This is a genomic window from Paracoccus endophyticus (assembly GCF_003286075.1).
GTDB lineage: Bacteria > Pseudomonadota > Alphaproteobacteria > Rhodobacterales > Rhodobacteraceae > Paracoccus > Paracoccus endophyticus.
Map to the genome: position 1 here is coordinate 372,218 of NZ_QLUV01000001.1, position 24,347 is coordinate 396,564.

The following is a 24,347-nucleotide window of genomic DNA, read 5'->3' on the forward strand; positions in this document are numbered from 1 at the left end:
GGCCGGGCCTCTCCCATCATCGGTTCCGGATCACTCCTCGGGCGAGGTGATGATCTCGTCGCCCTCGGCCATCGCCGGTTCGGGCGCGGGCTCGGGGGCGGCCAGGGCCGCCGCGGCCTCGGCCTCGGCCCGGCGGGCCTCGATGACCTCGGCGTCGCGGTCCTCGGCGATGCGCTTGATCCGCGCGGTGGCCCCGCCGGTGCCGGCCGGGATCAGCCGGCCGACGATGACGTTTTCCTTCAGGCCCACCAGCTTGTCGCGCTTGCCCTGGACGGCCGCCTCGGTCAGCACGCGAGTCGTCTCCTGGAACGACGCCGCCGAGATGAAGGACCGCGTCTGCAGGCTGGCCTTGGTGATGCCCAGCAGCACCGGTTCCCCGGTCGCCGGACGGCCGCCGCGCCCCACGATCTTGGCATTTTCCTCGACGAACTCGTCGCGGTCCACGTTCTCGCCCTTGAGCAGGGTCGTGTCGCCCGAGTCGAGGATCTCGATCTTCTGCAGCATCTGGCGGACGATCACCTCGATGTGCTTGTCGTTGATCTTCACGCCCTGCAGCCGATAGACGTCCTGCACCTCGTCGATCAGATAGTCGGCCAGCGCCTCGATCCCCATGATCCGCAGGATGTCATGCGGGGCGGGGTTGCCGTCCATGATGTACTCACCCTTCTGCACGAAGTCGCCTTCCTGCACCGGGATGTGCTTGCCTTTCGGCACCATGTACTCGACCGGCTCCAGCCCCTCTTCCTTGGGCTGGAGGATGATGCGGCGCTTGTTCTTGTAGTCCTTGCCGAACTTCACCGTGCCGTCGATCTCGGCGATGATGGCGTTGTCCTTGGGACGGCGCGCCTCGAACAGCTCGGCCACGCGGGGCAGACCCCCGGTGATGTCCTTGGTGCGCGCGCCCTCGCGCGGGATGCGCGCGATGACGTCGCCGGCCTTGATCTCCTGCCCGTCCTCGATCGACAGGATCGCGTCCACCGACATCGGATAGCTGACCGGGTTGCCCGCCTCGTTGCGGACCGGCTCGCCGTCCTCGCCCATGATGATGATCTCGGGCTTGAGGTCGTTGCCTTTCGGCGCGGACCGCCAGTCGGTCACGATCTTCTGGGTCATGCCCGTCGCTTCGTCGGTCTCGTCGCGGACCGACAGGCCCGACAACAGGTCGACGAAGCGCGCGATACCCGCCATCTCGGCGATGATCGGCAGGGTATAGGGGTCCCATTCGAACAGCTTGCCGCCCCGCGCGACCTTGTCGCCGTCGCGGACCATCAGCTTGGACCCATAGAACAGCTTGTGGCTGGCCAGCGCGGTCCCCTGGTCGTTCATGATGTGCAGCTGCATCGAGCGGCTCATCACGATCAGCTCGCCGTTGGCGTTTTCCAGCACCGCCTCGTTCTCGAAGCGCACGGTGCCGTCCTGGTTGGCCGCGATGAACGACTGCTGCCCGCCCTGCGCGATGCCGCCGATGTGGAAGGTCCGCATCGTCAGCTGCGTGCCGGGTTCCCCGATCGACTGCGCGGCGATGATGCCCACCGCCTCGCCGATGTTGACCAGCGTGCCGCGCGCCAGGTCGCGACCATAGCACAGCGCGCAGACCCCGTCGTCCGCCTCGCAGGTCAGCGCGGACCGGATGCGGACGGACAGGATGCCCGCCGCCTCGATCTCGTCGGCCTTGCGCTCGTCGATCAGCTCGTTCTCGCGGACCACCACCTCGTCGGTGCCGGGGGCCAGCACGTCCTCGGCCGCGACGCGGCCCAGGATCCGCTCGGCCAGCGGTGCGATGACCTCGCCGTCGTTGATCGCGGCGGACGCGGTGATCGCCCGGTCGGTGCCGCAGTCATGCTCGCGGATGATGCAGTCCTGCGCCACGTCCACCAGACGCCGCGTCAGATAGCCCGAGTTCGCGGTCTTCAGCGCGGTGTCCGACAGGCCCTTGCGGGCGCCGTGGGTCGAGTTGAAGTATTCGAGAACGGTCAGGCCTTCCTTGAAGTTCGAGATGATCGGCGTCTCGATGATCTCGCCGCTCGGCTTGGCCATCAGGCCGCGCATGCCGCCCAGCTGCTTCATCTGGCTGACCGAGCCCCGCGCGCCCGAATGCGCCATCATGTAGACCGAGTTCGGCTCCATCTCGGCGCCGTTCTCGTCGCGCTTGCTGGACGAGATGGTGGCCATCATCGCCTCGGTCACGCGGTCGTTGCACTTCGACCAGGCGTCCACGACCTTGTTGTACTTTTCGCCCTGGGTGATCAGGCCGTCCAGATACTGCTGCTCGAACTCCTTCACCTGATCCTGGACCTCGCCCACGATCTCCCACTTGGAATCGGGCACGACCATGTCGTCCTTGCCGAACGAAATCCCGGCGCGGAATGCCTCGCGGAAGCCCATCGTCATGATCTGGTCGCAGAAGATCACCGATTCCTTCTGGCCGCAGTAGCGATAGACGGTGTCGATGACCGTCTGGACGTCCTTCTTGCGCAGCAGGCGGTTGACCATCTCGAACGGCGCCTTGGCGTTGCGCGGCAGCAGCGCCCCCAGGCGCAGCCGGCCCGGCGTCGTCTCGTAGCGCTTGATGACCTCGTTGCCGTCCTCGTCGATCTGCGGAACCCGCGCGGTGATGCGGGCGTGCAGATGCACGGCGCCCGCGGCCAGCGCGTGCTCGACCTCGTCTACCGAACCAAAGGCCATGCCCTCGCCCACCATGCCCTCGCGCTGCATGGTGGTGTAGTAAAGGCCCAGCACCATGTCCTGCGACGGCACGATGATCGGCGCGCCGTTGGCGGGCGACAGCACGTTGTTCGTGGACATCATCAGGACGCGCGCCTCAAGCTGCGCCTCGAGGCTCAGCGGCACGTGCACGGCCATCTGGTCGCCGTCGAAGTCGGCGTTGAAGGCCGAGCAGACCAGCGGGTGCAGCTGGATCGCCTTGCCCTCGATCAGGATCGGCTCGAACGCCTGGATGCCCAGGCGGTGCAGCGTCGGCGCGCGGTTCAGCAGCACGGGATGCTCGCGGATCACCTCGTCCAGGATGTCCCAGACCTCGGGGCGTTCCTTCTCCACCAGCTTCTTGGCCTGCTTGACGGTGGACGAATAGCCCTTGGCCTCAAGCCGCGAGTAGATGAACGGCTTGAACAGCTCCAAGGCCATTTTCTTGGGCAGCCCGCACTGGTGCAGCTTCAGCTCCGGCCCGGTCACGATGACCGAGCGGCCCGAGAAGTCCACGCGCTTGCCCAGCAGGTTCTGGCGGAACCGGCCCTGCTTGCCCTTCAGCATGTCCGACAGCGACTTCAGCGGGCGCTTGTTGTTGCCCGTGATGACGCGGCCGCGGCGGCCGTTGTCGAACAGCGCGTCCACCGACTCCTGCAGCATGCGCTTTTCGTTGCGCACGATGATGTCGGGCGCGCGCAGCTCGATCAGGCGCTTGAGGCGGTTGTTGCGGTTGATGACCCGGCGATACAGGTCGTTCAGATCCGACGTGGCAAAGCGGCCGCCGTCCAGCGGCACCAGCGGGCGCAGTTCCGGCGGGATGACCGGGATCACGGTCATAACCATCCATTCCGGGCGGTTGCCCGATTCCAGGAAGGATTCGACGATCTTCAGCCGCTTGATGATCTTCTTGGGCTTCAGCTCGCCTGTCGCTTCCTTCAGGTCCTCGCGCAGCTGATCGGCGGTGGCCTGCAGGTCGATCGCGGCCAGCATCTCGCGGATGGCTTCCGCGCCGATGTTGGCGGTGAAGGCGTCCACCCCATACTGGTCCTGCGCGTCCATGAACTCTTCCTCGGTCAGCAGCTGACCATAGGAGAGGTCCGTCAGACCCGGCTCGATGACGACGTAGTTTTCAAAGTACAGGATGCGTTCCAGGTCGCGCAGCGTCATGTCCAGCATCAGGCCGATGCGCGAGGGCAGCGACTTGAGAAACCAGATGTGCGCGACGGGGGCGGCCAGCTCGATATGGCCCATGCGCTCGCGGCGCACCTTCTGCAGCGTGACCTCGACGCCGCATTTCTCGCAGACGAGGCCACGATACTTCATGCGCTTGTACTTGCCGCACAGGCACTCGTAGTCCTTGATCGGTCCGAAGATGCGCGCGCAGAACAGCCCGTCGCGCTCCGGCTTGAACGTGCGGTAGTTGATGGTTTCCGGCTTCTTCACCTCGCCGAACGACCAGGCGAGGATCTCCTCGGGCGAGGCCAGCGAGATCTTGATCTCGTCGAACTGCCGCGGCGGGGCGACGGGATTGAAGGGATTGTTGGCGAGTTCCTGGTTCATCTTCAGTTCCTATGAATGACGCGAATGGCGAAGCGGTGCGTGGAAACCGCGCACCCTACGGCGGGTAGGGTGCGCGGCCCGCGCAGCGTTATTCCCCGTCCTCCGCATCCAGGAGTTCCATGTTGAGGCCCAGACCCCGGACCTCCTTGACCAGCACGTTGAACGATTCCGGCACGCCGGCCTCGAAGTTGTCCTCGCCCTTGACGATCGACTCATAGACCTTGGTGCGGCCCGCCACGTCGTCCGACTTCACCGTCAGCATTTCCTGCAGGGTGTAGGCGGCGCCGTAGGCTTCAAGCGCCCAGACCTCCATCTCGCCCAGGCGCTGGCCGCCGAACTGGGCCTTGCCGCCCAGCGGCTGCTGGGTGACCAGGCTGTAGGGGCCGGTCGAGCGGGCGTGCATCTTGTCGTCGACAAGGTGGTGCAGCTTCAGCACGTACTTGACGCCGACCGTGACCGGGCGGGTGAACCGCTCTCCGGTGCGGCCGTCGAACACCACCGACTGCCCCGAGGTGTCGAACCCGGCGCGGCGCAGCGCGTCGTTCACGTCCGCCTCCTTGGCGCCATCGAAGACCGGCGTCGCGATCGGCACGCCGCCCCTGACGTGCTCGGCGTGCTCGATCATCGCCTCGTCGCCGATCTGGCCGAACGCGGCGTCGAACGTCTCGTCGCCATAGCCGTTGCGCATCGCCTCGCGCACCGGGGTCATGTCGCCGTTCGCCCGATAGGCCTGCAGCGCCTCGTCGATCTTTATCCCCAGGCCGCGCGCGGCCCAGCCCATGTGGGTTTCCAGGATCTGGCCCACGTTCATGCGCGAAGGCACGCCCAGCGGGTTGAAGACCAGATCGACGGGGGTGCCGTCCGCCAGGAACGGCATGTCCTCCATCGGGACGACCTTGGACACGACGCCCTTGTTGCCGTGACGACCGGCCATCTTGTCGCCGGCCTGCAGCTTGCGCTTCACGGCGACGAACACCTTGACCATCTTCATCACGCCCGGGGGCAGGTCGTCGCCCTGGCGGACCTTCTCGACCTTGTCCTCGAACCGGGCCTCCAGCGCGCGCTTCTGCACGTTGTACTGGTCCTGCAGCGCCTCGACCTCGCGGGCGGTCTCCTCGTCGGACACCGCCAGCTGGAACCACTGGCCGCGCGACAGCGTGTCCAGCAGGTCCTGCGTGATCTCGCTGTTGGACTTGACGCCCTTGGGACCCTTGACCGCCTTCTGGCCGAGGATCAGCGACTTCAGGCGCGCATAGATGTTGCGGTCCAGGATCGCCATCTCGTCGTCGCGGTCACGCGCCAGGCGCTCGACCTCCTCGCGCTCGATCTGCAGGGCGCGCTCGTCCTTGTCGACGCCGTGGCGGTTGAACACCCGGACCTCGACAATGGTGCCATAGGCCCCCGGCGGCAGGCGCAGCGAGGTGTCGCGCACGTCGCTGGCCTTTTCGCCGAAGATGGCGCGCAGCAGCTTTTCCTCGGGCGTCATCGGGCTTTCGCCCTTGGGGGTGATCTTGCCCACCAGGATGTCGCCGGGCCCGACCTCGGCGCCGATGTAGACGATCCCGGCTTCATCCAGATTGCGCAGGGCTTCTTCGCCCACGTTCGGGATGTCGCGGGTGATCTCCTCGGGCCCCAGCTTGGTGTCGCGGGCCGCCACCTCGTATTCGTCGATGTGGATCGAGGTGAACACGTCGTCGCGGTGGATGCGCTCGGAGATCAGGATCGAGTCTTCGTAGTTGTAGCCGTTCCACGGCATGAACGCGACGATCACGTTCCGGCCGATGGCCAGCTCGCCCTGGTCGGTGGACGGGCCGTCGGCGATGACCTGGCCCTTCTGCACCTTTTCGCCGACCTTGATCAGCGGGCGCTGGTTGATGGTGGACGACTGGTTCGACCGCTTGAACTTGCGCAGGCGATAGATGTCCACGCCCGCGTCGCCCGCGCCCAGGTCCTCGGTCGCGCGCACCACGATGCGGCTGGCGTCGACCTGGTCGATCACGCCCCCCCGGCGCGCCATGATGGCGGCCCCGGAATCGCGGGCGACGATCGCCTCCATGCCGGTGCCGACGAACGGCGCCTCCGCCCGCAGCAGCGGAACCGCCTGACGCTGCATGTTCGACCCCATCAGGGCGCGGTTGGCGTCGTCGTTTTCCAGGAACGGGATCAGCGCGGCGGCCACAGACACAAGCTGCTTGGGCGACACGTCGATCAGATCGACCGCCTCGACCGGGTTCAGCATGAAGTCGCCGGCCTGCCGGGTCGAGATCAGCTCGTCGACGAAGTTGCCCTCGGCGTCCAGCGTCGCGTTGGCCTGCGCCACCGTGTGGCGCATTTCCTCGGTCGCGGACATGTAGATCACCTCATCGGTGACCTTGCCCTCGACCACGCGGCGATAGGGCGTCTCGATGAAGCCGTATTTGTTCACGCGGGCGAATGTCGCGAGGCTGTTGATCAGGCCGATGTTCTGGCCTTCCGGCGTCTCGATCGGGCACATCCGGCCATAGTGGGTCGGATGCACGTCGCGCACCTCGAAGCCCGCGCGCTCGCGCGTCAGGCCGCCCGGCCCCAGCGCCGACAGGCGGCGCTTGTGCGTCACCTCGGACAGCGGGTTGGTCTGGTCCATGAACTGCGACAGCTGCGAGCTGCCGAAGAACTCGCGCACGGCGGCGGCGGCGGGTTTCGCGTTGATCAGGTCCTGCGGCATGACGGTGTCGATCTCGACGCCCGACATCCGCTCGCGGATCGCGCGCTCCATCCGCAGCAGGCCGATGCGGTACTGGTTCTCCATCAGCTCGCCCACCGACCGCACCCGGCGGTTGCCCAGGTGGTCGATGTCGTCGATCTCGCCCTTGCCGTCGCGCAGCTCCACCAGCCCGCGGATGCAGGCGATGATGTCGTCGTGGCGCAGGGTGCGCTGCGTGTCCGGCGCGTCCAGGTCCAGGCGCATGTTCATCTTGACCCGGCCCACGGCGGACAGGTCATAGCGCTCGGAGTCGAAGAACAGGCTGTTGAACAGCGTGCTCGCCGCCTCGACGGTCGGCGGCTCGCCCGGACGCATCACGCGATAGATGTCCATCAGCGCGCCGTCGCGGTTCATGTTCTTGTCGGCCGCCATGGTGTTGCGGATGTAGGGGCCGACGTTGACGTGGTCGATGTCCAGCACGGGCACGTCGGTGATGTCGTTGTCCAGCAGCACCTTCAGCACGCCGCCGGTCAGTTCGCCCGCCTTGTCGTACTCGGCCGTGATCTCGTCGCCGGCCTCGGCATAGATCAGGCCGGTCTCCTCGTTGACCAGGTCCTTGGCGATGAAGCGTCCGATGATCCGCTCGAACGGGACCAGCAGATGCGTCACCTCGCCCGACTCGATCATCTGCTTGACCTGGCGCGGCGTCACCTTGTCGCCGGCCTTGGCGATCACCTCGCCGGTGTCGGCGTTCACCAGGTCATAGGTCGGCCGGGTGCCGCGCACGCGCTCGGGGAAGAACCGCGTGACCCAGGCGCCGGCGTCGCCGCGCTTGCCCTTCTTCAGGCTGTAGATGACCGTCTCGTAGAAGGCATCCATCATGCCCTCCTGGTCCATTCCCAGCGCATACAGCAGCGTCGTCACCGGCAGCTTGCGGCGGCGGTCGATGCGCGCGAACACCAGGTCCTTGGCGTCGAACTCGAAGTCCAGCCACGACCCGCGATAGGGGATGATCCGGCAGGCAAAGAGCAGCTTGCCCGAACTGTGCGTCTTGCCGCGGTCGTGGTCGAAGAACACGCCGGGGCTGCGGTGCATCTGGCTGACGACCACCCGCTCGGTACCGTTCACGATGAACGTGCCGTTCTGCGTCATCAGGGGCATGTCGCCCATGTAGACGTCCTGCTCCTTGATGTCCTTGACGGACTTGGCGCCGGTGTTTTCATCGACATCGAACACGATCAGGCGCAGCGTCACCTTCAGGGGCGCGGCATAGGTCATGTCGCGCTGCTGGCATTCCTCGACGTCGTATTTCGGACGCTCCAGCTCGTACTTGACGAACTCCAGCGTCGCGGTCTCGTTGAAGTCCTTGATGGGGAACACCGACTGGAAGACGCCCTGGATGCCGTCGCCGTCGTTGTGGCCCTCGCCCTCGCCCGAGGACAGGAACAGGTCGTAGGAGCTTTTCTGAACCTCGATCAGGTTCGGCATCTCCAGCACTTCGCGGATATTGCCGTAATAGCGCCGGATGCGCTTCTGGCCGACATAAGCTTGCGCCATGGGATCTGCTGCCTTTCGTCATCGCGGGCGGCGGATCGTCGGGGCACGATCCGTGGCACGCTTACGAACATCAGGGGTTGCGGTTCCATTCGTGCCGCGCGTCCCACCGCGCCGCTCCCGAACCGCGAACTCGCCCTGAAGGATACTCGGCCTGCCACCCCCGCGCCCTGCCGTGCAGGGTCAAGATAGGGGCTTCCAAGCGTCCTTCAAGACGGGTTCGGCAGGGACCGGGAAACCCGAACCCTGCCTGCATCTCGTGCAATCCCGCAGGGGGATTACTTCAGTTCGACCTTTGCGCCGGCCGCTTCCAGCTTTTTCTTCATCTCTTCGGCGTCGGTCTTGTTGGCGCCTTCCTTGACCTTGCCGCCGGCCTCGACCAGGTCCTTGGCCTCTTTCAGGCCCAGGCCGGTGATCGCGCGCACTTCCTTGATCACGTTGATCTTGTTGGCGCCGGCTTCGGTCAGGACGACGTCGAACTCGGTCTTTTCCTCTTCGGCCGGGGCCGCGGCGCCCGCGGCGGGACCGGCCATCATGACGGCGCCACCGGCGGCCGGCTCGATGCCGTAGTCGTCCTTCAGGATGGTCTTCAGTTCCTGCGCTTGCAGCAGGGTCAGACCAACGATTTGTTCGGCGAGTTGCTTCAGATCAGCCATTTTTCCGTTCTTTCCAGATGTTGTTCCAACGTCGCGGCACGGGACCGCTCGACGGGACGGGATTGCCTCAGGCGGCCTCGCGCTCTTCCAGAGTCGTGAGGATGCCCGCGATGTTGCTGGCAGGTGCGCCGATCGCGCCTGCGATGCTGCTGGCCGGGGCGCCGATGCAGGCGACGATCGAGGCGATAAGCTCCTCGCGCGACGGCATCTGGGCCACGGCTTTCACACCGGCAGGATCAAGGGCCGAATCGCCCATCGCACCGCCCAGGATGACGAACCTGTCGTTCGTCTTGGCGTATGCGTCCGCAACCTTGGCCGCAGCCACGGGGTCGTCGGAAAAGGCGAGAACGGTCATCCCCGTCAGGTAATCGGCGATCGAGGCCGACGGCTTACCCTCCAGGGCGATCTTGGCGAGCCTGTTCTTGGCAACGCGGACCGCAGCCCCCGCTTCGCGCATCTGCGCGCGCAGGGCCTGCATCTGGGCAACCGTCATCCCCTCGTAGCGGGCAACCACCACGACGCCAGAGCTTTCAAAGATCTGGCCGAGTTCCTCGACCACCTGTTCTTTTTGGGCTCTATCCACGGTTCACTCCACGTTGGGGGTTTCCCCCCGGCTCTCTTGGCCGGTCGCCGGGTGGCGGCCGGTCGGGTCCTTGGGCGATGGACCCGAGATCGCCCGAAAGGTGGAACCTCACGGAAAAACTCGACTTCCATCTCGGGAAGGACTTAGCGGCGTTCACGCGCCGGCCCTCCGTCTCGGACAGACATCCCGAATCGCGTTCCGGGATGGAACCGGCCTGTTACGACAGCACGACGGGAAACCCAAGGGCTTTCTGTCCCGCGCCCCAGGGCCGGGCGAGGGGCGGCCGCGAGAGGCCGCCCGACGGTCGTCAGCCCTGCGCGGTCGCAGAGGCCAGGTCCAGCGACACGCCCGGACCCATGGTCGAGCTGATCGAGACCTTTTTCAGATAGGTGCCCTTGGCGCCCGAGGGCTTGGCCCGGTTCACCGCGTCCACGAAGGCGCGGATGTTCTGGGCCAGCTTGTCGGTGTCGAACGAGGCCTTGCCGACGCCGGCGTGGACCACGCCCGCCTTTTCGGCCTTGAACTGGACCTCGCCGCCCTTGGCGTTGCCGACGGCGCCGGCCACGTCCATGGTCACCGTGCCGACCTTGGGGTTCGGCATCAGGTTGCGCGGGCCCAGGATCTTGCCCAGGCGGCCGACCAGCGGCATCATGTCGGGCGTGGCGATGCAGCGATCAAAGTCGATCTTGCCGCCCTGAATGGCCTCCATCAGGTCCTCGGCGCCCACGATGTCGGCGCCGGCGGCCTTCGCCTCGTCGGCCTTGGGGCCGCGGGCGAACACGGCGACGCGGACGTCCTTGCCGGTACCGTTGGGCAGCGTCACGACGCCGCGGACCATCTGGTCGGCGTGGCGCGGATCGACGCCCAGGTTCATCGCGATCTCGACGGTCTCGTCGAACTTGGCGGTGGCGTTGGCCTTGACCAGCGTCAGCGCCTCCTCCAGCGGCAGGTTCGACTTGCCCTCAAAGGCGGCGCGGGCGGCGGCCTTGCGTTTTGCGATCTTTGCCATGGATCAGCCTTTCACCTCGATACCGATCGACCGGGCCGACCCGAGCACGATCTGCATCGCGGCCTCGACGTCGTTGGCCGACAGGTCCTTCATCTTCGCTTCGGCGATCTCGCGCACCTGGGCGACGGTCACCGTTCCCGCGGTCGTGCGGCCCGGCTTGTCGGACCCCTTGGCGCGGTTGCGCTTGCCCACCGGCTTCAGGCCGGCGGCCTTCTTCAGCAGGAAGGCCGCGGGCGGCGTCTTGGTCTCGAACGTGAACGACTTGTCGGCGTAATAGGTGATCACGGTCGGAACCGGGGAACCGGCTTCCATCTCCTGCGTGCGGGCGTTGAACGCCTTGCAGAATTCCATGATGTTGATCCCGCGCTGACCCAGCGCCGGGCCGATGGGCGGGGACGGGTTCGCCTGCCCCGCCTTGACCTGCAGCTTGAGGCTGCCGACGACTTTCTTGGCCATCTGGCCTTCTCCTTCTCATCACGCCCGCGCGTCGCGGGCCGACTTAGCGGTGCGGTCCGGGCCGTGGCCCTCGCCTCCCGCGGCTAGCTCACGAAGCCTTGGCGACCTGCGTGAATTCCAGTTCCACCGGCGTGGGCCGGCCAAAGATCGACACGGTGACCTTGATGCGGCTGCTCGCGTCGTCCACCTCCTCGACCAGGCCCGAAAAGCCCTCGAACGGGCCGTCGGTCACGTTCACCTTCTCGCCGACCTCGAAGCGGATCAGGTTGCGCGGCGCGACCTCGCCGCCGTCCTTGCCGGTCCGGTTCAGCATCGCGTCCACCTCGTCGTCGCGCATCGGCTGGGGCTTGCCGTGCGCGCCCAGGAATCCGGTGACGCGGTTGATCGAGTTCACCAGGTGGTGGGTGCGGTCTGACAGTTCCATGTGAACCAGCACATAGCCGGGCATGAAGCGCCGCTCGGACGTGACCTTCTTGCCGCGCCGGATCTCGATCACTTCCTCGGTGGGGACCACCACATCGTCGATCAGGTCTTCCATGCCCTTTTCGGCGGCGGCCTGACGGATCGCCTCGGCCACCTTCTTCTCGAAGTTGGACAGGACGCTGACCGAATACCAACGCTTTGCCATCGCCTGATCGTCCCCTGCATTACCTGCGCGGACCCGGACGGGCCCGCCTGCGCCATGCCGCGGGCCAAAATTCAAACGGCGCGCATACCGAATCGATGCACGCCGCTGGCCGGGCAGGTCGGGCGGGCATAGCCCCCCCGCACCCTGATTGCAAGCGTCAGCCGACCGCGTTCAGAACCGCCGCCAGCCCGCCGCGGATCAGCAGGTCCACGATGAAGAAGAACAGGCTGAACACCGCGGCCATGACAAAGACCATGATGGTCGTGGTCGTCACCTCGCGCCGGCCCGGCCAGGCGATCTTGGCGGCTTCGGCACGGACCTGGCTGATGAACTGGGCGGGGTTGGTCATGGTCATCCCTTGCGTTGCAGCGCGTCAGATAATCGCTGCGCCCTGCGATGGCAAGCGAAACGCCCCCGGCCGCCGCACCCGCCCGGCGGGGCGCCGCCTGCCCCACGGACCGCCGCGGCCGCGGTCAGGGCGGGGTCAGCAGATCGACGCCCGCCATCGCGGACAGGCGCGCGCAATCCTCGGCATAGGCGGCGGCGCACAGGCGCGCGGTGGCGGGGTCCACCACCTGCAGCGCGCGCTCTCCGGGCTTGCGGGGGAACTGGCGCGCGGCGCGGCGGGCCATGCGCGTCAGGTCGGCATCGGTGTCGTACATGGCGCGCTGGCGCACCGCATCGAAGGCATCCTGCGACATCGAGACGTTCACGGCCGGCAGGTCCGGGGCCGCCTGCGCCAGCCCCGGCGGCAGAAGCCGCTCGAAGATCACCGGCCGGATCGCCGGATAATCCTCATAGCGCCATACGGTCAGTCCGGCCACGCCCGGCACCGACAGCAGCCGCTCGGCCAGCCCCGACCACGACAGCGCCTCGGGGCGAAAGCCGTTCAGGTAATCCTCGAACAGAAGCTGCCGCCCGCCCATGACCTGCATCGCAAAGGCCGAGGTCAGGAAAGCCGACGGCTCGCGGATCGACAGGCACAGCCGGACGGGCCGCCGCCGCAGCATCAGGGCCAGCGCGTCGATGCGCGCGTGCGCGTTGGGATACAGCACGCTGCCCGGCCCGAACAGCCGGTCCGACCGGATGCCGCCCAGGATGTTTTCCTCGGACAGCAGGACCTGCGGCCAGATTTCCACCATGCGGTCGATCACATGCGCGATCGCCTGCTGGTCGCCGCGAAACGGATTGCCCCTGCGCCCGCCAGCGCCCGCCCCCTGCCCCGCGCGAAAGGGGCTCGGCGGGGTGGCAGCCTCGTGCCGGGCCGCCATGCGGGCCGACATTCGGCTGAGGCCGCCGGCCAGTTCGCGCCGGCCGCGCCAGTGCGCCACGTCGCTGTAGACCATCCCGGCCGCCAGCAGCGCCGGGATCATCGCCCGCAGGGTCGATTGCAGATGCGTCGTGGCGGTCTTGTGTGCGCCGACATGGACCGTCAGGGACATGAATGGCGTCCGCCTTGTGCGCTGTCGGGATACGCGGGCCTGGCAGGGGCAGGGGGACTCGAACCCACGACCCTCGGTTTTGGAGACCGATGCTCTACCAACTGAGCTATACCCCTAGGCCGCGGTCCCGATTACGGCAGGACGAGCCGCCGCGCAAGGGGCATGCGCGGCGACCAGCCGTTCAGCGTGCAAAGCGGATGTTGCAGTTCTTCTGCATGTTCGCCTGTTCGATCGCCTGCATCTCTCCCTTGAGCCGGGCCACCTCGGCAGCCTGCGCGCCGTCGCCCTTGATGAAGAACAGGGCGGGCCAGAACAGGACTGCGCCGACGCCCACGGCGACAGCGTCATTGCTGGCCTTCTTGTCCTGGGCGACGGCGGCCGCGGCCGCGCGGTTCGCGACGCTTTGCGCCTCGACCGCCAGTTGCTGGCAACTGAGTCCCTGATACAGGGACGGCGACACGAAACTGGCCGCGATCTGATCCGATTTGCCCGCGCACGCCGCGGTCGACAATGCCGTGGCAGCCACCATGGCCGCCTTGCCTGGCTTGAACCTCATGAAACCCTCCGTCGCTGATGAACGACCCAGGTCCTAGCGGAGTGACGTTTCGATGCGCTTAACGGGCCGGCTGGAAATAGTCTCGATCTGTACGGCATTTGACCCAATTCGGCGACGGACGAACGGCGACAGACCCGCCCGCCTTATTCGGCCGCCTCCGCCTCGTCCGCTTGCACCAGGAACCCGCCCGACTGGTGGCGCCACAGCCGCGCGTAAAGCCCGCCTTGCGCCAGCAGCGCATCGTGGGTCCCCATCTCGACGATGCGGCCGGCGTCCAGCACGACCAGCCGGTCCATGGCCGCGATGGTGGACAGCCGGTGCGCGATGGCGATGACGGTCTTGCCGGCCATCAGCCGTTGCAGCTGCGTCTGGATCGCGGCCTCGACCTCGCTGTCCAGCGCGCTCGTCGCCTCGTCCAGCACCAGGATCGGGGCATTCTTCAGCGCGACGCGGGCAATGGCGATGCGCTGGCGCTGGCCGCCCGACAGCTTGACGCCGCGTTCGCCCACATGCGCGTCCAGCCCCCGCCGCCCGTCGCTGTCGCCCAGACCCGGGATGAAGCCACTCGCCTTGGCGGTGTCGGCCGCGGCGGCGATCTCCTCCTCGGTCGCCTCGGGACGGCCATAGGCGATGTTGTCGCGCACCGAGCGGTGCAGCAGGCTCGAATCCTGCGTCACCACCCCGATGGCCGCCCGCAGGCTGTCCTGCGTGACGGCGGCGATGTCCTGCCCGTCGATGGTGATGCGGCCGGATTCCACGTCGTGGAACCGCAGCAGCAGGTTGACCAGCGTCGATTTCCCCGCCCCCGACCGGCCCACCAGCCCGATGCGCTCGCCGGGCGCGATGTCCAGCGTCAGCCGGTCCAGAACCGCCAGCGGCCGGTCGGCGGCATCCGCGTCATAGCGGAACGTCACGTCCTGGAACCGCACCGCGCCCGCCGTCACCGCCAGGGGCGCGGCGCCGGGCCGGTCCACCACCATGCGCGGCAGCGAAAGGCTGCCGATGCCGTCGCGCACCGTGCCGATGTTCTCGAAGAGCGCCGCGAACTCCCACATGATCCAGTGGCTCATGGAATTCATCCGCATGGCCAGCGGCACGGCGACGGCGACCGCCCCCACATCGACCGACCCGCGCGACCACAGCCACAGCCCGATGGCGGTCGTGGCCGCGACCAGCGCCGCGTTCAGCAGGTTCAGCGTGATGTCCTGCGCCGCCGCCAGCCTCATCTGGCGATAGACGGTGGCCAGGAACGCCTGCATCGAGGCGCGGGCGAACGCCTCCTCTCGGGCGGAATGGCTGAACAGCTTGACCGTGGCGATGTTGGTATAGGCGTCCACGATGCGCCCGGTCATCTCTGCCCGCGCACCCGCCTGCGCCTCGGCCGCACGGCCAAGGCGCGGGATGATGACCCACAGCAGCACGCCGTAGCCCGCCCCCCAGGCCACGAAGGGCAGCGCCAGCCGCCAGTCCTGCCCGCCCGCCACCACCAGCGCGCCGATGAAATAGACCAGCACATAGACGGCGACGTCCATGACCTTCATCGCCACCTCGCGCACCGCCAGCGCGGTCTGCATCAGCTTGGTGGCGATCCGGCCGGCGAACTCGTCCTGGAAATACCCCATCGACTGGCGCAGCAGATAGCGGTGCGCCTGCCAGCGGATGCGCTGGGGAAAATTGCCCAGCAGCGTCTGGTGCATGATCAGCGCGGTCGCGATGTTCAGCACCGGCAGCACGACCAGCAGCACCGCCGCCATCAGGGCCAGCCGCGGCCCCTCGGCCGCCCAGAACCCCGTCCGCCCGGTCTGCGCCAGCCGGTTCACCAGATCGCCCAGATAGCCGAACAGCATCACCTCGAACGCGGCGATCAGCCCGGACCCGACCGCCAGCGCCACCAGCCACGGCGTCGCGCCCTGTGCATAATGCAGCACGAACGCCGCCAGCCCCCGCGGCGGCATCCGGGGCGGATCGTCGGGATAGGGGTCCAGGCGGTGCTCGAACCAGCCAAACATCGGCGCCTCGGGGGCATGCAACGCGGTCAGGCGACAGGCCTCGCGCGCACCGGGGGCGATGTCAAGTTCGCCGGGAACGGCGCGCGGGGTGCCGCGTTGGCTGGGCGAACCTGATGTGACATGCGACGAAAGGACAGCCCATGGCAGAGATCAAGAACCTCAAGGACCTGTATCTGGACGGGATCAAGGACCTGTACAGCGCCTGCAAGCAGTCGATCCCGGTCACCGAGGACATGGCCCGCGCCGCGAAGAATGCCGATCTGAAAAGCGCGCTCGAGGCCAGCGTCAAGGGCACGCGCGAGGGCATGGCGTCGATGGAAAAGCTGGCGGCCGCCCACGGCGCGGACGTGGCGGGCGAGCATTGCCGGGGCATGGAGGGGCTGGTCGAAGAGGCGCGCAAGCACGCCCTGCAAGGCCAGTTCGCCGACGAGGACGTGCAGGACGCCGCGATCATCGCCCAGTACCAGCGCCTCGCGCATTACGCGATCACCGGCTATGGCACGCTGAAGGCCTGGGCCAAGCGGCTGGACCTGTCCGACGACGCCAAGGTGCTGGATAAGGCCACCGCCTCGACCTACGAGGGCGACGAGCACATGACCAAGATCGCGGTCAAGGGCGGCGTGAACAAGGCCGCCGTCTGAGAGGCCTTGCGCCGTTCGGCAGACAGGGGCGCGCCGTTGGTCACGCAGGCCGGGGCGCGCCCCTTTTCGTCAGGGCCTGAGGTATCTGGCGAACGCGTCCAGCGTGCGCTGCCACGCCAGTTCGGCGGCCTGCGCGTCATAGCGGGGCGTGGTGTCGTTGTGAAACCCGTGGTTGGTGCCGGGATACACATACGCCTCGTAGGTCTTGCCGTGCTGCTTCAGCGCGGCCTCAAAGGCCGGCCAGCCCGCGTTCACCCGCTCGTCCACCTCGGCGTAATGCAGCAGCAAGGGGGCCTGGATCTGCGGCACCTCGGCGGCCTCGGGCTGGCGGCCATAGAACGGCACCGACACGGCCAGATCGGGATAGGCCACCGCCAGCGCGTTGCATACGCCCCCGCCATAGCAAAAGCCGACGCAGCCCACCTTGCCCGTCCCGTCGGGATGGGCGCGCAGGAACTCGTAGGCGGCGAAGAAATCCTCCATCAGCTTCTCGGGCGGCAGGCTGGCCTGCATCTCGCGGCCCTGGTCGTCGTTGCCGGGATAGCCGCCCAGCGACGTCAGCCCGTCCGGCCCATAGGCCAGGTAGCCGGCCTTGGCGACGCGCCGCACCACATCCGCGATATAGGGGTTCAGGCCCCGGTTCTCGTGGATCACCAGCACGGCGGGCAGCGTGCCGGTGGCGTCCGCCGGGCGCGCCATCAGCCCCTCGATCCGGCCGGTCCCCTCGGGGCTGTCATAGCCGGCGGTCTCGGTGCGGATGGCGGGGTCGTCGGGCGCGACCTGGGCGGCCAGCGCATAGTTGGGCGACAGCGCGTCCAGGATCATCGTCGCCGTCACGCCGGCCGCGGCATACTGGCCCGCCTGCTTCAGAAAGTCCCGCTTGCTCATCTTGCCGTGGACATAGCCGTCGAAGATTTCCAGGATCCGCGGATCGAAATCCGCGGCGCGCTTGCGTCCGTCACTGCTCATGGCGTTCCTCCGTTCACGTGCGGACCAGCGTAACCCGCGGGCGCGCCGCGCAGCCTCACGAAGGCGTCATCCGTGCGGGCACCCAGCGGCGCGGGCGGCAGCGGGGGCGAAGGATCACCGGCCCCGCCCGCCCCCCGGCGTGATCTGGCGGCGCGGGGCGCGCGCCCTGCCCGATCGTCAGCCGCCCGCCAGGTCGCGGGCGATCGCGGCCATCCGGTCGTCGGGCAGGCGCGGCGGGACGGAATAGCCACCGGGGCCATCGGCCAGATAGGCCTGCGAGGACACGTCGTGGACCTCGTGCATGGGCACGACATGGGCATGGGCGTGGGGGACGTGGATGCCGGTGAAGACCATCGCGACCCGCTCGACCCCGTAAAGCGTCTTCATCCGCCGGGACAGGGCCTGACAACGCTCCATGACCCGGGCGGCGAGCGGCGCGGGAATGTCCTCGAACCAGACGTGGTGGGCCTTGGGGATGACCAGTGTATGGCCCGGCCGGATCGGATGCAGGTCCAGAAAGGCGATGATCTCGTCGTCCTCATGCACGACATGGGCGGGCAGTTCGTGCCGCGCGATCCGGCAGAACAGGCAGTCGTGGGTCATGGCAGCATCCTTTCGCCGCAGGTCGGGCGTCGAACCGCAGACTGGGTCATCGCTGCGCGGGGCACAATCCGCTGCGTCGCGGCACGCGCGCGCCCCACCCCGACGCATCGCGCGGACGCGGCCGGTCCGCTGCCGGCCCTGCGCGTCCCGCCTTCACCGGCTGTCGGCGGGTGCGGTGGATCACGCGCGCGTCCGCCGGATCAGCGGAAACAGTGCAAAAACAAGCTGCGCCGCCAGCCCAAGCACCCCTGCGGCCGTCGCAAGCGAGCGCAGGAACGCGCCCGGCGTCATGCCCAGGACCACCGCCACCCCGGTTTCGGCCAGCCAGAGCAGCGCAAGCGCGGTCGCGCCCATCAGCAGGCGGTCCCCGACGCCTTGGCCAACGGCGATCCTGCCCAGCACCGCGCCGCAGATCAGCCACGCGGCAGCCAGCATCACCGGCACCTCGACAGCCACGGCAGCGGTCGCGCCGATCGCGGGCACAAGGACCAGAATCCTGACCACGCCCAGGACGCTGCCGACGGCAAAGACCGCCGCCGCATAGATCAGGCCCGCACGCATTGCCGTCATCGCCGTCATTGCCGCCTTGCCTCGGATTGCAAAAGGGCCCCGACAGGGACCCTTCCTTGCGGTGTCACCACCGTCCTTGCCCCATGGCGCAGGGCCTGGACCGTGCATGCAGACAGCAGGCGGGGCCGAAACCCCGCCCCCGCCCCTTGCCTCACTCGAGGATCTTGGACACCACGCCTGCGCCGACGGTGCGGCCGCCCTCGCGGATGGCGAAGCGCAGCTTCTCCTCCATCGCGATCGGCGCGATCAGCTCGACCTCGAACTTCAGGTTGTCGCCCGGCATCACCATCTCGGTGCCCTCGGGCAGCTTGACGGTGCCGGTCACGTCCGTCGTGCGGAAGTAGAACTGCGGCCGGTAGTTGGCGAAGAACGGCGTGTGGCGCCCGCCCTCCTCCTTGGTCAGGATATAGGCCTCGGCCTCGAACTTGGTGTGCGGCTTGACCGACTTGGGCTTGCACAGCACCTGCCCGCGCTCGACCCCGTCGCGGTCGATGCCGCGCAGCAGCACGCCCACGTTGTCGCCCGCCTCGCCCCGGTCCAGCAGCTTGCGGAACATCTCGACGCCCGTGCAGGTCGTCTTCTTGGTGTCGCGAATGCCCACGATCTCAAGCTCGTCGCCCACGTTCACCGCGCCGCGCTCGATCCGCCCCGTCACCACCGTGCCGCGGCCGGAAATCGAGAACACGTCCTCGATCGGCAGCAGGAACGGCTGGTCGATCGCCCGCTCGGGCGTCGGGATGTAGGCGTCCACCGCCGCGATCAGCGCCCGGATCGAGTTCTCGCCGATCTCGGGATCGCGGCCTTCCAGCGCCGCCAGCGCCGAGCCCTTGACGATCGGGATGTCGTCGCCGGGATAGTCGTAGGACGACAGAAGCTCGCGCACCTCCATCTCGACCAGCTCCAGCAGCTCCTCGTCGTCGACCTGGTCGACCTTGTTGAGGTAGACGACCATGTAGGGAATGCCCACCTGGCGGCCCAGCAGGATGTGCTCGCGCGTCTGCGGCATCGGGCCGTCGGCCGCGTTCACCACCAGGATCGCGCCGTCCATCTGCGCCGCACCCGTGATCATGTTCTTCACGTAGTCGGCGTGGCCGGGGCAGTCCACATGCGCGTAGTGGCGCGCCTCCGATTCGTATTCCACATGCGCCGTCGAGATCGTGATCCCGCGCGCCCGCTCCTCGGGCGCCCCGTCGATCTGGTCGTAGGCCTTGAACTCGCCAAAGTACTTCGTGATCGCCGCCGTCAGCGTCGTCTTGCCGTGGTCAACGTGACCAATCGTCCCGATGTTGACGTGCGGTTTCGTCCGTTCGAATTTTGCCTTTGCCATCATGGCCTCCTGGTCGTCGGGCGGCCGGCTGGACGACGCCCTGTCAAAACATCGCCGCGACTTATAAGGGCGGGGGTGAAAAATCAAGGCAGGGCGCAGGGGAACCGGGGAAATGGATGGACCGCGTGAACAGACCCGACCGTGATCCCGAAGCCTTTCTGCGCGGCCTGTTCGCCGCCGCCGTGGCGGCCGCCGATCCGATGCGGGTCGTGCCCGCCGCGCTGCCGCCCAGGCCGCCGGGCCGCGTGCTGGTGGTCGGCGCGGGCAAGGCCAGCGCCCGCATGGCCGAGGCGGTCGAATCCGCCTGGGGCCCGTGCGAGGGGCTGGTCATCACCCGCACGGGCCACGCCCGGCCCACCCGACGCATCGAGATCGTCGAGGCCGCCCATCCGGTGCCCGACGCGGCCGGCGCCGCGGCCACGGCGCGGATGCTGGACCGGCTGGCGGGGCTGTCGGCGGACGATCTGGTGCTGGTGCTGATCTCGGGCGGCGCGTCGGCCCTGCTGGTGGCCCCTGCGCCGGGCGTGACGCTGGACGACAAGATCGCGCTGAACGCCGCGCTTCTGGCCTCGGGCGCGCCGATCGACCGGATGAACACCGTCCGCAAGCACATCAGCCGCGTCAAGGGCGGGCAGCTGGCGGCGGCCGCCGCGCCCGCCCGGGTGCTGGCGCTGCTGATTTCCGACGTGCCGGGCGACGACCCGGCGTTCATCGGCTCGGGCCCCACGGTGGGCGACGCCTCGACCCCGGCCGAGGCGCTGGCCGTTCTGGACCGCTGGCGGGTGCCCGCCCCCGACGCGGTGCGCGCCGCGCTGTCGCGGCCGACCGGCGTGGTGGCGCCCGGCGATCCGCGACTGGCCCGGGTCGAGAACCGCATCGTCGCGGCCCCGGCGCTGTCGCTGGCCGCCGCGGCCGGGCTGGCGCAGGCGGCGGGCGTCGTGGTCGAGTCCCTCGGCGATCGGGTCGAGGGCGAGGCCCGCGACATCGCCGCCGTCCATGCCGCCCGCGTGCTGGCCCTGCCCCGCGACCGGCCGCGGCTGCTGCTGTCGGGGGGCGAGCTGACCGTGACCCGGCGCGGCGACGGCGTGGGGGGACCGAACGCCGAATACGCGCTGGCGCTGGCCTTGGCGCTGGACGGGGCGCCCGGCCTCCATGCCCTGGCCTGCGACACCGACGGCATCGACGGCGCGGCCGAGGTCGCAGGCGCGGTGATCGACCCCGGCACGCTGGCGCGCGCGCGGGCGGCGGGGGTGGACCCGGTGGCGGCGCTGGCGCGCAACGACGCGCATGGCTTCTTTGCCGCGGTCGGCGGGCAGGTCGTCACCGGTCCCACGCTGACCAACGTCAACGATATCCGCGCCATCCTGGTCCTGCCGGGCTGACCCGGCCGCAGGCCCGATCAGGCGCAGGGAACCACACCCCTTGGCGCGGCGTTCTGTTAACGGCGGGGTGCGCCCCTGCGCCCCAAAGCCCTTCGGAGGAAACCCATGTCGATGATGAAATCCCTCGCCCGCGTTGCGGCCGGCGTCATGCTGGCCAAGGGCGTCGGCACCATGATGCGCCAGGCGCAGCAATCCGGCGGCCGTCCGGCGTCCACGCGCCAGACCGGCGGCGGCATCCTGGGCGACCTGCTGGGTGGCGCGGGGGGCACCGCGGGATCGTCCGGCGGCATGGGCGGCGGCCTTGGCGGGATGCTGGGGCAGGTGCTGGGCGGCCAGGCTGGCGGTGCGGGCACGGGCCGGCGCTATGGCGGCCCGCAATCGACGGGCGCCAGCGGCGGGCTGGGCGGCATCCTCGATCAGCTGACTGGTCAGTCGGGGACCGCGCGCACCGGATCGGCCACCGGCGGAATGGCCGGCGGCGGCTTGGGCGGCCTGCTGGGCGGTCTGGCCGGCGGCGCGGCGGCGGGGTCGCTGGGCGGGATGCTGGGCGGGCTGATGAACGGGCCGGCGCAACGCGGCGCGCAGCCGCAGAACGACGCCACCTTCGGCGAGCTGTTCAACGACGCGCTGGCCCGCGGCGACGAGCCCGAGGTCGCCCCCACCCCGGAACAGAACGCCATCGCCGGGCTGATGCTGCGCGCGATGATCCAGGCGGCCAAGGCCGACGGCAAGATCGACGAAAGCGAGAAAGAGCGGCTGATGGGCCAGCTTGGCGATCTGGACGAGGCCGACCGCGCCTTTGTCCGCGAACAGATGGCCGCCCCCGTGGATGCCCAGGCCCTGGCGCGCGAGGTGCCCAAGGGCATGGAGCCGCAGGTCTACATGATGTCCCTGATGGCCATCGACTTCGACAGCCGGGCCGAGGCGGAATACCTGCATGGGCTGGCAGAGGCCATGGGCCTGGACCAGCAGCAGATCAACGCCATCCACGAGAAGGTGGGCGTGCAGAACCTCTACGCCTGATCGCGGCCCGATCGCCAAGGCCGGCCGGTCCCCCACGGGGCCGGCCGTTTGCCGTTTCCCCCGCCAGACCGCTGGTCTAGCATCCCCGCCGAACGACACCGGAGGGGACGATGAAGCGCCGCACTTTCCTGACCACCGCAACCTTGGGCGGGGCCGCCGCCACGCTGGCCGCGCCGGCCCTGGCGCAAGCCCAGCCGCAGGTGAACTGGCGCTTGACGTCGAGCTATCCGAAAAGTCTGGAAACGCTCTACGGCATCTCGGCGCACCTGTCGAAACGCATCGCCGAGATGACGGACGGCGGCTTCCAGATCCAGGCCTTCGCCCCCGGCGAGATCGTGCCCGGGCTGCAGGCCATCGACGCGGTGGGCGAGGGGACGGTGGAATGCGCCCATTCGCTGGGCAGCTTCAAGATCGGGGCCGACCCGACCTGGGCCTTTGACACCTCGCTGCCCTTCGGGATGAACTCGCGCCAGCATGTCTCGTGGCTGTACTATGGCGGCGGACGGGAACTGGTGAACGACTTCATCCGGTCGGCCAATGTCCTGTCGATCCCGTCGGGCAACACCGGCGCGCAGATGGGCGGCTGGTATCGCAAGGAGATCAACTCGATGGCCGACCTGCAGGGGCTGAAGCTGCGGATCGCGGGCCTGGGCGGCACGATCCTGTCGCGGCTGGGGGTCGTGCCCCAGCAGATCGGCGGCGGCGACCTTTACGCGGCGCTGGAACGGGGCACCATCGACGCGGCCGAGTTCAGCGGCCCCTATGACGACGAAAAGCTGGGGCTGAACAAGGTCGCGCCGCATTACTATTACCCCGGCTGGTGGGAGGGGACGGCCAACGTCGGGCTGTTCGTCAACCTGGACAAGTGGGCCGCGCTGCCAAGGCATTATCAGGCCGCGCTGGAGGCCGCCTGCGCCGAGACGATGGCGCACTGCCTGGCCAAGTACGACGCCTACAACCCCGACGCGCTGATCCGCCTGATCGGCGCGGGCGCAAAGCTGCACGCCTTCCCCGACGACGTGCTGCAGGCGGCATTCGCCGAATCGCGCAAGGTCTATGAGGAATTCGCCGCCGCGAACCCGGCCTTCAGGACGATCTACGACCAGTGGCTGCCCTATTGGCAAAAGCAGCAGCAATGGTTCCGGGTGGCCGAACTGCCGTTCGACTATTTCACCTCGGGCAAGGCGCAGATGTAGGGCTGCGGGTTCGCGCGAAGGATCAGGCCCGGCGGGCGGCGCCGTGTTCCCGCGCGCCCCCTCAGGGCGCGAGACGGTTCACGCAGGCCACGACCCAGCCCGCAGGGCGCGCCTCGATCACCGTCAGCGACAGGGGCGCGATGCGGAAGGCAAGCGCCCCGGCCATGCTGCCGGTGGCGCACGCAAGGGCCGCGCGCACGGTGCCCGCGTGCGCCACGACCGCGACGCGCCCGCCGCGGCGGGCCAGATCCTGCAGCGCGGGGATGGTCCGGTCGCACAGCGCGGCGAAGCTTTCGCCCCCCGGTGGCGCCGTCCGGGCCAGTTCGTCCGCGCCGATCGGCCCCAGGTCGGGCAGATGGGCATAGGCCGCCCCCTCCCACGCGCCGAAGTCCTGTTCCCACAGGCGCGGGTCCTGATCGACATCCGCCCCCGGCCACAGCGCCGCCGCAGTCAGGCGGCAGCGCAGCGCGGGACTGGCGACGATGCGGTCCACCGGCCCGGCCAGCGCCGCCAGGGCCGCGGCAGCCCCCGCATCCACCACCGCCGTGACATCGGTGCGCCCCGTCAGCCGGTTGCGGTCGTCCGCGGGCGCGTGCCGGATCAGCAGCAGCGTCGTCCCCTCGCACGGGGACGCAGCCTTCGGATCGGCGGCGGGGTCGGCGGAGGGGGCCAAGCAAAGTCCTTCGGTCGTCGGCGTGCCGCGTCTTGCGGGACCGCGACGCCGGGAACAAGGGCCGCGCGCCGCGGTCGCGGCCGAGCGGGCCAGGCCTTGCCACGGGCGCGGCGCGCGGATG

At 68.6% G+C, this 24,347-nt stretch carries 20 protein-coding genes and 1 tRNA gene; 4 read left to right on the plus strand and 17 right to left on the minus strand.

The genetic code is table 11. The features are described from left to right. Positions 1-30: 30 nt before the first annotated feature. The 12 genes from rpoC to DPQ23_RS01910 all read right to left on the minus strand — a co-directional run bounded on the left by rpoC (position 31) and on the right by DPQ23_RS01910 (position 15,842). Positions 31-4,266 (minus strand): DNA-directed RNA polymerase subunit beta', encoded by a 4,236-nt coding sequence (gene rpoC / locus DPQ23_RS01855; RefSeq protein WP_112872956.1) that lies wholly within the window; start codon positions 4,264-4,266, stop codon positions 31-33. An 88-nt stretch (positions 4,267-4,354) separates the two neighbouring features. Then, positions 4,355-8,506 carry a DNA-directed RNA polymerase subunit beta gene (gene rpoB / locus DPQ23_RS01860; RefSeq protein WP_112872957.1) on the minus strand — a complete coding sequence of 1,384 codons (4,152 nt, stop codon included), beginning with the start codon at positions 8,504-8,506 and terminating at the stop codon, positions 4,355-4,357. A 275-nt stretch (positions 8,507-8,781) separates the two neighbouring features. Continuing rightward, positions 8,782-9,159, minus strand: a complete 378-nt coding sequence (rplL, locus tag DPQ23_RS01865) for a 50S ribosomal protein L7/L12 (RefSeq protein ID WP_112872958.1) — start codon at positions 9,157-9,159, stop codon at positions 8,782-8,784. 67 nt (positions 9,160-9,226) lie between these two features. Next, entirely contained in the window at positions 9,227-9,742 is a 516-nt protein-coding gene (rplJ, locus tag DPQ23_RS01870) for a 50S ribosomal protein L10 (protein WP_112872959.1), read from the minus strand. 307 nt (positions 9,743-10,049) lie between these two features. Beyond that, positions 10,050-10,751 carry a 50S ribosomal protein L1 gene (gene rplA / locus DPQ23_RS01875; protein ID WP_112872960.1) on the minus strand — a complete coding sequence of 234 codons (702 nt, stop codon included), beginning with the start codon at positions 10,749-10,751 and terminating at the stop codon, positions 10,050-10,052. 3 nt (positions 10,752-10,754) lie between these two features. After that, positions 10,755-11,207 (minus strand): 50S ribosomal protein L11, encoded by a 453-nt coding sequence (gene rplK / locus DPQ23_RS01880; protein WP_112872961.1) that lies wholly within the window; start codon positions 11,205-11,207, stop codon positions 10,755-10,757. Positions 11,208-11,295: 88 nt separating this feature from the next. Beyond that, on the minus strand, positions 11,296-11,835 hold the full coding sequence (nusG, locus tag DPQ23_RS01885; protein WP_112872962.1) for a transcription termination/antitermination protein NusG: 540 nt from the start codon (positions 11,833-11,835) through the stop codon (positions 11,296-11,298). 157 nt (positions 11,836-11,992) lie between these two features. Then, a complete protein-coding gene (secE, locus tag DPQ23_RS01890) occupies positions 11,993-12,184 on the minus strand; it encodes a preprotein translocase subunit SecE (RefSeq protein WP_338067036.1) in 192 nt (63 codons plus the stop codon). Between the two features lie 124 nt (positions 12,185-12,308). Then, entirely contained in the window at positions 12,309-13,277 is a 969-nt protein-coding gene (locus tag DPQ23_RS01895; RefSeq protein WP_112872964.1) for a hypothetical protein, read from the minus strand. Positions 13,278-13,317: 40 nt separating this feature from the next. After that, a tRNA-Trp gene (locus DPQ23_RS01900) sits at positions 13,318-13,393 on the minus strand. A gap of 65 nt (positions 13,394-13,458) precedes the next feature. Further along, positions 13,459-13,833: a hypothetical protein gene (locus tag DPQ23_RS01905; protein ID WP_240602298.1), complete on the minus strand. Its 375-nt coding sequence runs from the start codon at positions 13,831-13,833 to the stop codon at positions 13,459-13,461. Positions 13,834-13,976: 143 nt separating this feature from the next. After that, on the minus strand, positions 13,977-15,842 hold the full coding sequence (locus tag DPQ23_RS01910) for an ABC transporter ATP-binding protein (protein WP_112873309.1): 1,866 nt from the start codon (positions 15,840-15,842) through the stop codon (positions 13,977-13,979). A gap of 140 nt (positions 15,843-15,982) precedes the next feature. On the opposite strand from DPQ23_RS01910, the gene DPQ23_RS01915 reads away from it, so the two are divergent. After that, positions 15,983-16,483 carry a YciE/YciF ferroxidase family protein gene (locus DPQ23_RS01915; RefSeq protein WP_112872965.1) on the plus strand — a complete coding sequence of 167 codons (501 nt, stop codon included), beginning with the start codon at positions 15,983-15,985 and terminating at the stop codon, positions 16,481-16,483. A 69-nt stretch (positions 16,484-16,552) separates the two neighbouring features. Here the strand turns inward: DPQ23_RS01915 and yghX are convergent, their stop codons facing one another. From yghX to tuf, 4 genes are all read right to left on the minus strand, one after another. Then, positions 16,553-17,452: a YghX family hydrolase gene (gene yghX / locus DPQ23_RS01920; protein WP_112872966.1), complete on the minus strand. Its 900-nt coding sequence runs from the start codon at positions 17,450-17,452 to the stop codon at positions 16,553-16,555. Positions 17,453-17,629: 177 nt separating this feature from the next. Beyond that, complete coding sequence (locus tag DPQ23_RS01925) at positions 17,630-18,055, minus strand: HIT family protein (RefSeq protein WP_112872967.1); 426 nt, start codon at positions 18,053-18,055, stop codon at positions 17,630-17,632. 180 nt (positions 18,056-18,235) lie between these two features. Then, positions 18,236-18,625: a hypothetical protein gene (locus tag DPQ23_RS01930; RefSeq protein WP_162630604.1), complete on the minus strand. Its 390-nt coding sequence runs from the start codon at positions 18,623-18,625 to the stop codon at positions 18,236-18,238. 151 nt (positions 18,626-18,776) lie between these two features. Continuing rightward, positions 18,777-19,952, minus strand: a complete 1,176-nt coding sequence (gene tuf / locus DPQ23_RS01935; RefSeq protein WP_112872950.1) for an elongation factor Tu — start codon at positions 19,950-19,952, stop codon at positions 18,777-18,779. 116 nt (positions 19,953-20,068) lie between these two features. Between tuf and DPQ23_RS01940 the strand changes: the two genes are divergently transcribed. From DPQ23_RS01940 to DPQ23_RS01950, 3 genes are all read left to right on the plus strand, one after another. Then, positions 20,069-21,334: a glycerate kinase type-2 family protein gene (locus DPQ23_RS01940; protein ID WP_112872969.1), complete on the plus strand. Its 1,266-nt coding sequence runs from the start codon at positions 20,069-20,071 to the stop codon at positions 21,332-21,334. A 105-nt stretch (positions 21,335-21,439) separates the two neighbouring features. After that, positions 21,440-22,357, plus strand: a complete 918-nt coding sequence (locus tag DPQ23_RS16030; RefSeq protein WP_112872970.1) for a DUF533 domain-containing protein — start codon at positions 21,440-21,442, stop codon at positions 22,355-22,357. A gap of 110 nt (positions 22,358-22,467) precedes the next feature. Beyond that, positions 22,468-23,553 (plus strand): TRAP transporter substrate-binding protein, encoded by a 1,086-nt coding sequence (locus DPQ23_RS01950; RefSeq protein ID WP_112872971.1) that lies wholly within the window; start codon positions 22,468-22,470, stop codon positions 23,551-23,553. Positions 23,554-23,614: 61 nt separating this feature from the next. On the opposite strand, the gene DPQ23_RS01955 is transcribed toward DPQ23_RS01950, so the two are convergent. Next, positions 23,615-24,226 carry a histidine phosphatase family protein gene (locus DPQ23_RS01955; RefSeq protein ID WP_170310738.1) on the minus strand — a complete coding sequence of 204 codons (612 nt, stop codon included), beginning with the start codon at positions 24,224-24,226 and terminating at the stop codon, positions 23,615-23,617. Positions 24,227-24,347: the final 121 nt, after the last annotated feature.